Annotated in this window: 6 protein-coding genes; 2 read left to right on the top strand and 4 right to left on the bottom strand. The window is 67.2% G+C overall.

What is annotated here, in order from left to right; translation table 11 throughout:
* Positions 1 to 337 precede the first annotated feature (337 nt).
* From AB0B45_RS51240 to AB0B45_RS51225, 4 genes are all read right to left on the bottom strand, one after another.
* Positions 338 to 868, bottom strand: coding sequence for a dihydrofolate reductase family protein (locus AB0B45_RS51240; RefSeq protein ID WP_358146311.1), 531 nt, complete (start codon positions 866 to 868; stop codon positions 338 to 340).
* Positions 865 to 1,446 (bottom strand): helix-turn-helix domain-containing protein, encoded by a 582-nt coding sequence (locus AB0B45_RS51235; RefSeq protein ID WP_358146310.1) that lies wholly within the window; start codon positions 1,444 to 1,446, stop codon positions 865 to 867. Before AB0B45_RS51235 ends, AB0B45_RS51240 begins: the two co-directional genes overlap by 4 nt.
* Positions 1,447 to 1,682: 236 nt before the next feature.
* Entirely contained in the window at positions 1,683 to 2,159 is a 477-nt protein-coding gene (locus tag AB0B45_RS51230) for a hypothetical protein (RefSeq protein WP_358146308.1), read from the bottom strand.
* A 7-nt stretch (positions 2,160 to 2,166) separates the two neighbouring features.
* Positions 2,167 to 3,420 (bottom strand): helix-turn-helix transcriptional regulator, encoded by a 1,254-nt coding sequence (locus tag AB0B45_RS51225; RefSeq protein WP_358146306.1) that lies wholly within the window; start codon positions 3,418 to 3,420, stop codon positions 2,167 to 2,169.
* Between the two features lie 115 nt (positions 3,421 to 3,535).
* On the opposite strand from AB0B45_RS51225, the gene AB0B45_RS51220 reads away from it, so the two are divergent.
* Positions 3,536 to 3,883: a hypothetical protein gene (locus AB0B45_RS51220; protein ID WP_358146304.1), complete on the top strand. Its 348-nt coding sequence runs from the start codon at positions 3,536 to 3,538 to the stop codon at positions 3,881 to 3,883.
* Positions 3,880 to 4,236 (top strand): hypothetical protein, encoded by a 357-nt coding sequence (locus AB0B45_RS51215; protein WP_358146302.1) that lies wholly within the window; start codon positions 3,880 to 3,882, stop codon positions 4,234 to 4,236. Before AB0B45_RS51220 ends, AB0B45_RS51215 begins: the two co-directional genes overlap by 4 nt.
* The last annotated feature ends 787 nt before the right edge of the window (positions 4,237 to 5,023 follow it).

Below are 5,023 nucleotides of genomic sequence, written 5' to 3'. Positions count from 1 at the left end.
CAGCACACCCGGACCCGCCTATTGGCGGTAACGCTACAAATCCCCTCGATCACACTGCGGCATCACGGGCAGAGGCTCGCGTAACGCACTCTCAGGACGTTGGTTCCACGAAGTAGTCATCAAGAGTGGGCTGGAGCGGTTGGAGGCCCACTGGTTCCAGCCGCCGTTCGACGGAGATCCGGAAGTCGCTGCCCCGGGTCCGAGTGATTCGCGGCAAGCCGGGACAGGCGGCTTTCACCTACCCCGGCGCGGACCCTGCGGCCGAGCTGACCGCGAGCTGCTGAGTCAGGACATCTGCCCCGGCGCTCCTCAACTCCCGGTTACTAGGGATGCGCCACTACTTCTCCACGGTGTAGCGCAGCTCCGCGAAGCCGCCGCCGAGGTTGGCGACCGAGTCCAGGTGAAGCGGGATGTCCTGGGTCAGTTCGCCGAAGAGCCGGTGGCCTGCGCCGATCAGGACCGGGGCGACACCGATGATGAAGTGGTCGATGCGTCCGGCATGGATGAAGCTCTGGATGAGTCGTCCGCCGTCGGGGTACACGTGCTTGACCCCGCGTTTGTCGAGGTCGGCGATGGCGCCGTCGGTGTCGCGGTAAACCGTGATGCGCGGGTCGGCATCCTCGGGAAGGGTGGTGCTCAGCACGCCGACGTGGCGATCACCGTAGTGCCAGTTCTCCTCGCCGAAGGTGAGTACCTTGGCGTAGGTGTTGCGACCCATGATCACGGCGTCGACGGAGTCGAAGAAGGCGTGGAAGCCCAAGTCGCCGGCCTTCTCGCCGCGCGAGGTCAGCCATTCGATGTCGTTGTCGGGACGGGCGATGTAGCCGTCGAGGCTGGTGCCGATGAAGACGGTGGCGGTGAAGGTCATGCGGTCCTCCGTAGTAGGTGGTCGAGGTCGTCGTGGAGCAGGGCGGCGGGATCGCCGTCGCCCGTGAGTGCCCACCGCAGCAGAGAGCCGTCGGTGGTGATCTTGACGGCGCGGGCCAGGCGCGGCACGTCTGTGTCAGGTGGGAGCTCGCCTTGCGTGACGGCGTCGGCGAGTAGCTCTCGCAGTGCCGTGTCGACCGCGTGGGTGTACCGGGCCGCATGGAAGCGGAACTCGGGGTCGGTCAGGTCGAGCTGCAGCATGCCGAGATGGTTGGCCATCTGTTCAGGTGTGGATATCTGGCCGGCGACCTCTTGGGCGGCGGCGTGCAGGGCAGCCAGGGGGGAGTCGTGTGCGACCCGCGCCCGGTGGTAGGGCGCGGCGGCTGTCGCGGCGGCGTCCGCGGCGAACGCCAGCAGCAGGCTCCGTTTGGACCCGAAGCGTTGCGACAGCGTCGCCGGAGAAATTCCCGCCTCGGTGCCGACGTGCGCCAAGGTGAGTCTGCCCGGACCGTGGGCGCCGATGGCGCGTGCGGTGGCGGCAAGGATGTCGGTATCGCTGGTGGTACGTGGCCGTGGCATGGGGTTCCTCCTTCCTCGGCTGACCACAGTACATTAGTAAATGGTGGTTCATTTACAAACCGACGCATCCCGCATCGGAGCACGCGGCCCACCCAGGTGTCGAAGGAGAAGAGCGCGCAAGGACGCCCCCTCGCAGCCAATGCCGTAACCAACCTCATGAGATGGCACATCTAGGTCTAGAGGTGCCTCTAGAGGCTCGTGTCCGCCCAGACCAGCGGTCTAGAGGCTAGAGGCGCTCAGTCGCGTTGAGCTCCTTCGGGCCAGATGACCCGGATGCGCACCCCTCGCCGCCGTGCCTCTGCCACCACGTCAGCGGTTCCGCCGTAGCCTCGGGCAGGCTTGCCGTCCCAGACGGCGAACAGTTCGTCAGCGTGGTCGAGCATGCGACGGCTGGCGACCATGTGGGATTCGGACGTGGACTCGACGAACTTCAGCCGATGAACCTGGACGGCGCGGCTCGCCAGCGCGTCATACTCCGGGTGGGCCTCGACCGGTAGACCGTCTCGGTACTGCTCGGCTGGGACCACAGCCTCCAGGACGCCGCCGAGATCGAGGACTGCGCGGGCGAAGATCTGGTCAGCCCCGTCCGCCAGGCAGGACAGGCCGGTGATCGCGGGAGCGTGCTCGGCCAGGGCCTTGCGTATCGCGTCGTCGATCAGCGTGACGGTCTGGGACGGTAGGCCGCGATGGCCGGAGACAGCGATGCGGATCATGACCCTCCTAGAGGAGCGTGGCCTGCAGACGTTCGTCGAACGCGCGCACACTCGCCGTCTTCGGACCGTTGTAGGTCCTACGGAAGCGCCTGGCGCGATGGATCACCCGTTCCGAACCATAGGTGATCCCCACGGTGAGGGCGTTGGACGCCAGATGGAACGCCTCGTCATGGTGCCCGGACAGGGCCTTGGCGGTCGCGATCTCGGTCATCAGCACACCGCGTTGCTTGGCGGCGGGCTGGGCAGATGACAGCGACTCGGCGAACGCGGCCACGGCCTCCTCAGGACGGTCCAGCCGTACCATGACCAGGGCTCGATAGCCCGCGAGTTTGGCGTGGTCGAACGGGAACACCCACGGCCACGGCGGCGCGGTAGCTCGTTCGCTGGCCGTCACCGCTGCCTCCGCCATCCGCAACGCCATGAGAGCCGAGGGCGCGTCGTGGGCGCTTGCGTGGCCGAGAGCCTCGATGCTGGACATCCAAGCGCGCGCGGTGGCAGGTGGTCGCTCGCTGAGTTCCTTTCGCGCGTGGGCGAGCAGCCCCAGGGCCAGCGTGGGGTCATCGGCGTCGATCTCGAACGCTGCCAGGCTGCCGATCATGTAGCCAGCGAGCAGCGAATGCCCGGCCTGGCGGGCGCTGTCGATGGCCAGGCGGTAGTAGGTACGGGCGGTGCCGGTGTCGTGCATGTCGGCGTGTACCCACGCGGCGAACCCGGCGGCCTCGCTCAGCCCTGCTCGGATGTCACCTGCGAAGTGGGAGCGGGACGCACGGCTGAGGATGCGGCTCGCCAGATCGACGTGGGCCATCGCTCCCCTGGCCAGTTCGCGAGCCGGGGTGTTGGCTTCCAAGCGGCGCTGTGCACCGGTGATGCTGGTCAAGGTCGGCGCGGTGGTCTCGTCCACCTCCGCGCGTTTGGGCAGTGCCACACCCGCGAGTGCGGTCAGAGCCACCGCCTTGCCGAATTCTCTGCGCTTCGTCGGATCGTCATCTCCTCGGGCACCGAACCGGAGCAGATGAAGCGGGACCCCGATTCGGATGGATATCTCTCGCACCTGGTCCACGGTGAGCGGTTGGCGACCGCGTAGCACCTTGGACACCCAGCTCTGGGAGTAGCCGACCGTCTCGGCCAGTTCGGCCTGTGTCCATTCGTTCGCCTGCCGTATCTCGGCGAGGATGGCCGGTATGTCGCACTCGGCCAGAGCGGCGGCTACGGCGGGCGTAGACCAGAACTGAGGCGGTAGATGGCCTTGTGTCTGGGTCACAACGTTAGGTTAGGCCGCCAAGTGCGGCGGCACCGATATTCCTGACGAGAATATCCACAGCACCCTCAGTGCTACGGCGTTCACCTGCGGACATGCCCCACGTGATGATCGCCCCATGAGCGCACCCCCACAGCACACGCTGCCGGTCGCCTCGCCCGGTGGCATCCCTCCTCCCCTCGGTGATGCGGAACGGCTGGCCTCCGCTCTCGCAGAGCATGGAATAGCCGCCGACGTCCACGACGGCTACGGCCTCGCCTTGATCTCGGTATGGGTCGGCCTGGTCGTGTGGTGCGACGGTGAGCGCTTCTGGTGGCGCGCGGGATGGGATGCCATCAGGAGACGCGTCGTCTACGCATGGCACCCGGCGATAGAACCTGTCTGGGCTGCCCGCCGTATCGCCTTCCGGTACGCCGACCTCCGAGCGGCGCAGCCGCTGTCCGAGCTGATCACGGAGGTTCTGTGATCATCGCCGCGACGGACCTACGAATGGGGGACAGCCTGGCGTTCGTGCGGGTCCCCGAGGACGCGCCGCACCACATCAGGCCGCTATCCGCTCGACGTCGAAAGCATGCGGACAGACCGTTCTGGCACCTGTGGAACCGCTGGCACCTGTGGGGCTCCGTCATCGAGATGGAACGGGTGCTGAGGCAGGCTCCCAGCGACGCGCGCGTCTGTGAGCGAGTGGTGTGGGCCTGGTGCGGCTTCGGGTCCGCTTCGATCATGGTGCACGTCCCCGCCGACGACCTGATCTTGATCCAACGCCCGGAACGGGCCTCGGTCGGTGTCGCACCCGATGCGTGGCTGACCGTCCCTTAGACGGGGCGCGGTGGTGCGGTGTGTCCCCTTGAAGCGCAGAGGAGGGGATGCCCCCGTCTCCGGATCACCGCGTCCTCATGGCCGGGTGCGGCAGCGCGGTTGATCTTCAGCCTTCCGCGTGGCTGGAGGGTCCAACATCCCGCGCTGCCGTACCTCCCCTCAATTGGACGGCTGTACGATCACCTGGCGGTACCCGGGTGCTCGATGGCAACCCGACCCGGAGCACAGGGCCGCCAAGGCCCGAGCACCGGAAGCGGGGCGGCAGCTCTCCTAAGAAGAGACGTCGTCGGGTCGCGACTCATCTGCGACCGGTTCCGGCACCGCGACCCGTCTCGCGACCGACGACACCTCACGTGATCAGCTCGAATACGTGTAGGTCGCGGGTTGCGGGAACGGCCGAGCATGGCCTCGGAGATCTCTCAGGAGGCAGTCATGACCCCCGTTGAGCGCGACCGCGACCGCGACCCACCTGGGCGCGTCGACTGGCTACGAGTACGGGCTGATTGATCACTACACGGATGGACTGTCGCTCGTCGGGGCCGCCTGCCCGTGTGCGGTGGCGGGCGCGAACGGCCCCCAAGGCCGCACGCGCAAGCCCGCCAGGCCGCAAAGCGGGCGGGCGGTCCCGAGGCGAGCGAAGCGAGCCCTTGACCCTGTAGAGAAAGTTGTCGCCGAACCGTCGAAGCGAAGCATGTCCTGTCCCGGGAGATGCTTGACACCGCTGTCCCACCACATGCTTGACGGTTGCTGTTTTCGGCTATGCCGTGGTGCGTCGTTTGCGGGCGTC

It is taken from the genome of Nonomuraea sp. NPDC049152, assembly GCF_040648355.1.
GTDB lineage: Bacteria > Actinomycetota > Actinomycetes > Streptosporangiales > Streptosporangiaceae > Nonomuraea.
The sequence above is the reverse complement of the archived record's forward strand: the minus strand, read 5'-3'. Positions and strand labels throughout refer to the sequence as shown.